Below are 4,630 nucleotides of genomic sequence, written 5' to 3' on the forward strand. Positions count from 1 at the left end.
CCGGCGATCGGTCCGGCGCAGGCCGCTCCCCCTCCTCTCCGCTACGCCACTGCCCCGTCCGGGCCGTAGCCCCTCTTCGGCACCGGCTCCGCCGCCGCTTCCGGCGCCGGAACCGACGCCGACGCCGGGTCGCGGGACTGGCGGGCCAGCCAGTGGCGGTAGCCCTCCGCCCGCTCCGCGTGCCAGTCCGTCTGGCCGCGGTGCAGGTCCCACGCGCCGGCCGACGCCACGTCCCCGTACCGCTCGGCTATCGCCACCGCCAGCCGGACCGCCGCCAGCGCGTCCTCCGCGGCGTCGTGCGCCCGGCCGAGCACCACCCCGTACTCCACACAGACCGCCTCCAGCGTCCTCTTGCCCTCCCGGAACGGGTCCACCGTCCTGTCCATCGCGTACGGATCGATCACCGGGCCCTCCTCCCCGCCGCCCAGCCGCTCGCCCATCGGGGCGAGCCCGTGGCGGCGCAACTCCGCGGCCAGCAGCGTCAGGTCGAACGTGGCGTTGTACGCGACGACCGGCACGCCGCGCGTCCAGTGCGCCGCCAGCGCGTCCGCCACCTCGTCCGCGACCTCCGCCGCCGGCCGGCCGTGGGTCGTCGCCCGCTCGTCGGTGATCCCGTGGATCGCGGTCGTCTCCGGCGGCACCGGAACACCCGGGTCGGCCAACCACTCCCGCCTGCGCGTCGGCACGCCGCGGACGGCCTCCACGACCGCGGCGGAGACGATCCGCGCCTCCCCCGGGTCCGTCCCGGTCGTTTCCAGATCGAAGCCGACCAGCAGCTCCCCGTACCACCCCATGGGCGCCCTCCCTGCTCCGTGGCCAGTGACTCCACACTCTCACCCGCCACTGACATACCGGACCGGAAGACTCCGGATACCGGGGAGCGGTCAAGGCGCGTAGACCGAGGGAGGGGAGGGGGTGCGGCGAGGGGGTGCGCGGCGCCCGTCAGGAGACCGGGCGCGCGTCCGTCCAGAAGCTCTCGAACTCCTCGCGGTACACCTCGAAGAGCCCCGGCTCGCCGCCGCCCTCCCCGTGCACCAGCTCCCGCCGCGCCGCCCGCAGTACCAGCGCCGGCGCCTCCGCGCCGCGCGCCCGCCGCAGGTACGTCTGCACCACGCCGAGCCCGTCCGGCCGGTCGCCGTTGATCAGGTACGCCGTGAACCGCGGCGTCTCGTCGAAGACCCGGATGTCGAACGCCCCCGCCGGGTCCGCGCCGCCCTGCGGGCGCAGCCGGGAGCGGACCCGGCGCATGTGGATGATGTTCGTCTCCACCGCCCGCGCCAGCTCGCCCCGCTTCATGCCGAGTTCGCGCTCCCGGCGCCGCACCGTGCTGCTCGCCGGGTTGAGGAACAGCAGCCGGATCCGGCAGCCGCCCTCGGCGAGCCGGCCCAGCCGGCGGCCGGAGTAGTTCTGCACCAGCAGGTTGAGCCCGATGCCGATGGCGTCCAGCCGCCGGGCGCCGCCGAAGAGGTCCTCCACGGGCAGCGCGCGCTGCAGCCCGACCCGGTCGGGGTGGACGCCGACCACGTCCGCGTACCGGTCGCCGACCAGGTCCTCCACCGCGTCCACCGGCAGCCGGTCGGCGGACGGCGGCTGGTCGTCGGCGCCGAGGAGGCGCAGCAGCCGGGTCGCGGCGCGCTCGGCCTGCGCCAGCACGGTGCCGGACAGGGCGCGGTTGCGGGAGACGACGTTGCGGGCGACCTCCAGCTCGTCGAGCCCCAGTTCCAGGTCGCGCCGGTCGTCGAGGTAGGGCTCGAAGCACGGCCAGTGCTGCACCATCAGCTCGCGCAGCTGCGGCAGCGTCAGGAAGCTGATGACGTTGTCGTCGGCGGGGTCGAGCAGGTAGCCCTTGCGCCGGCTGACCTCCCGCACCGCGACGGCCCGCTGCACCCACTCCTGGCCCGCGGGGCCCGCCGCGGCGACGACCCAGTCCTCGCCGTGCACCGGCTCGTAGACGGGGCGCAGCACCGAGGCGACGACGGAGCGCAGCCGCTGCTCGACGACGTTCAGCCAGATGTACGCCCGCCCCGCGCGCGCCGCGCGGGTGCGTACCTCGTCCCAGTCGTCCTGGCCCCAGCCGATCTCCGCGCCGATCTCCATCGGCCGGGCCAGCGACACCGTGCCGGGCGGCGGTGGCGCGCCCGGTGGCGGCTCGGCCGAGCCGCCGCCCCCGCGATCCCCGTCTTCGGGACCGCCTGCCGGGGGCAGCTCAAGACCGCCCGCACCCACGCCCGTACCGCCTTCCGCGCCCTGCTCCACGATCACGGCAGCGTACTGCCACGATCCCCGGGGCGCATCCTGATCGGGCCAGGGGTAACCCAACTGCCGCGCCGGGTTCCACGGTTGTCACCCGGGCGGACGGTGAACGACCCGCGAACGGCCCGCGGACGACCGTCAAGTGCCCCCCGGGCGGCCCCCGGACGACCGCCGGAGACCCGCCGCGCCGCTACACCCCGCCGCCGGGGGGCACTTGGGCCGCGGCCGAGCGCACGTCCCGCAGGATCCCCGCGAGCAGCCCGGCGATGTTCCACGCGTCGTCGACGCCGCGGTGGTGGGTGCCCTCCAGCTCCCTCCCGGCGTGCGCCAGCGCCTCGGCCATCCCCGGCTCGCGGCCGAACCCGTGGGCCAGCGCGTAGAGCGTCTTGGCGTTCACGTGCCGCCTGCCGAAGGGGTACGCCACCTCCCCGGCCTCGCACTGCCGCTCGAACTGCCGCCGGTCGTAGTCCCCCCAGCTCGCCCACACCCGCTGCCGCGCGCCGTACTCGCGCCGCAGCAGCGCGCACGCCTCGGCGAACGGCACGCCGGCCGCGACCTGTTCCGCGGTGAGGGTGGTCAGCCGGGTGCAGAAGGCGCTCACCTCGGAGTGCTCGGGGCGCACCAGCAGCGAGCGCCGCGAGATCCGTTCGCCGGTCGGCACGTCCAGCTCGCAGAGCCCGATCTCGATGATCTCCGGGCTCATCCCGGCCGGCGGCGCGCCCTCCCAGCAGGTGGCTTCGACGTCGACGACGAGGACGCGGTCGAGGAGTTGCGTGGCCATGCGCACCAGCCAAGCACGCGGCGCCCGCGCGCCGCGCGGCGTTTTCCGCGGGTCCGGGGGCCTCGGGGAGCGTCGCGGGGGAACGCACCGCCGCTTCCATCGCTGCGCGTTATGGGAAGTTGTGATTACCGCGAACTCCCGGTTTCCGGAATCCTGACGCCTGGTACTTCCCTGGCCCCTCCACGCGCGGGACCACCCGAACCCGCGTGCCTTCGGAAACGAGGAACCTTGCGAATAGCCAGATCACTCCCCACGCTCGTCGCCGCCGTGGTGGCCGCCCTGACCTTCGGCGCCACCGCGGTCGCCGCGGACCACACGTCCGCCCGCGGCGCCGACGTCCCCGCGGCCGCCCAGGCCCGTACACCGGACGGCCCGCCGTCCACGAAGATCATCGGCGGCGGCTACGCCCAGAGCGGCCCCTGGGCCGCACGGCTGTTCTCCAACGGCCGCCAGACGTGCAGCGCGTCGATCATCGCCCCCACCTGGATCCTCACCGCCAAGCACTGCGTCACCGGCGGCGGGCTGTCCTTCCGGATCGGCAGCCTCGACCAGACCAGCGGCGGCACCCTCGCCAACGGCGTGCAGACCTACACCCACTCCTCCGACCTGGCGCTGGTCCGGATCGACCGGTCCGTCTCCACCACGTACGCCACGCTCGGCCAGCCCGGTTCGGTGACGGTCGGCCAGAACGTGCAGGTCTACGGCTGGGGCGCCACCTCGCAGTGCGGCTCGGAGATCAACTGCCAGTCGCAGTACCTGAAGGTCGCCAACGTCACCGTCACCGGCGGCTGCAGCGACGCCTACGGCGGCAACGCCATCTGCGCCCGGCGCGGCGACGGCATCACGGCCGGCGGCGACTCCGGCGGTCCGATGATGGCGAACGGCGCCCAGGTCGGCGTCGCCTCCACCAGCGACCGGCAGACCACCACCGCGTACACGAACGTCACGCGGTACCGCTCCTGGATCCAGTCCATCGCCGGTGTCTGAGGCCCACACGCCGCACGGCACCTGAAGCCGGGCGGATGCACCCGGTCCGTACGCCGGCACGCCCGGACCGGGCGCATCCGTCCACTCTCCGCCCACCTGCCCCGCCTGTCCCGCCTGACTGCGCGCGGGGCGGGTGGGCGGACCCCGAGTGGGGACGGCCACATCCTCCCCGGCCGTCCGCAGAGCAGCGCTCCGCCGCGGACATCCCGACCGCGGCGGGGTGCCGCTATGTCCAACCGGCAATCTCTTGCCGCGTTCCGGTCGCGGACGAAAGACTGGGCGGCATGACCGCATGGAACGACCGGTTCGACCTGAGTGACGCCCGCTGGCGCAAGACCAGTTACAGCGACCGTGCAGCGACGGCCTGCCTTGAGGTCGCGGACGGCTTCCACGCCACTTTGGTCCCGGTACGCGACAGCAAGGACCCGCACGGCCCGGCCCTGGTCTTCACCGCGGCCGCCTGGGAGGCGTTCGTCGACGGCCTCAAGTCGGGGGACTTCGAGGCGTAGCGGCCCGTTCCCCCGCGCATTTCGCTACGCGCCGATCCTTACCCGCTGAATCCCTGCCCGCCGGTCCCTACGCGCCGATCCCTACCCGCCGGCCGCGTCC

The 4,630-nt window shown here is 74.6% G+C and carries 5 protein-coding genes; 2 read left to right on the forward strand and 3 right to left on the reverse strand.

Features of this window, described 5'->3' with window-relative positions:
• Positions 1 to 41: 41 nt before the first annotated feature.
• From H5J30_RS18405 to H5J30_RS18415, 3 genes are all read right to left on the reverse strand, one after another.
• Complete coding sequence (locus tag H5J30_RS18405; RefSeq protein ID WP_181788507.1) at positions 42 to 794, reverse strand: exonuclease domain-containing protein; 753 nt, start codon at positions 792 to 794, stop codon at positions 42 to 44.
• A gap of 148 nt (positions 795 to 942) precedes the next feature.
• Entirely contained in the window at positions 943 to 2,226 is a 1,284-nt protein-coding gene (locus tag H5J30_RS18410) for a DUF5919 domain-containing protein (RefSeq protein WP_181788511.1), read from the reverse strand.
• Between the two features lie 217 nt (positions 2,227 to 2,443).
• Positions 2,444 to 3,034, reverse strand: coding sequence for a 3'-5' exonuclease (locus H5J30_RS18415; protein ID WP_181788508.1), 591 nt, complete (start codon positions 3,032 to 3,034; stop codon positions 2,444 to 2,446).
• A gap of 228 nt (positions 3,035 to 3,262) precedes the next feature.
• Between H5J30_RS18415 and H5J30_RS18420 the strand changes: the two genes are divergently transcribed.
• Both H5J30_RS18420 and H5J30_RS18425 read left to right on the forward strand, forming a co-directional pair.
• Positions 3,263 to 4,021, forward strand: coding sequence for a S1 family peptidase (locus H5J30_RS18420; RefSeq protein WP_181788509.1), 759 nt, complete (start codon positions 3,263 to 3,265; stop codon positions 4,019 to 4,021).
• A gap of 284 nt (positions 4,022 to 4,305) precedes the next feature.
• Positions 4,306 to 4,530, forward strand: a complete 225-nt coding sequence (locus tag H5J30_RS18425; protein WP_181788510.1) for a DUF397 domain-containing protein — start codon at positions 4,306 to 4,308, stop codon at positions 4,528 to 4,530.
• The last annotated feature ends 100 nt before the right edge of the window (positions 4,531 to 4,630 follow it).

The sequence above is a fragment of the Streptomyces phytophilus genome, assembly GCF_013870535.1.
Taxonomy (GTDB): domain Bacteria; phylum Actinomycetota; class Actinomycetes; order Streptomycetales; family Streptomycetaceae; genus Streptomyces; species Streptomyces phytophilus.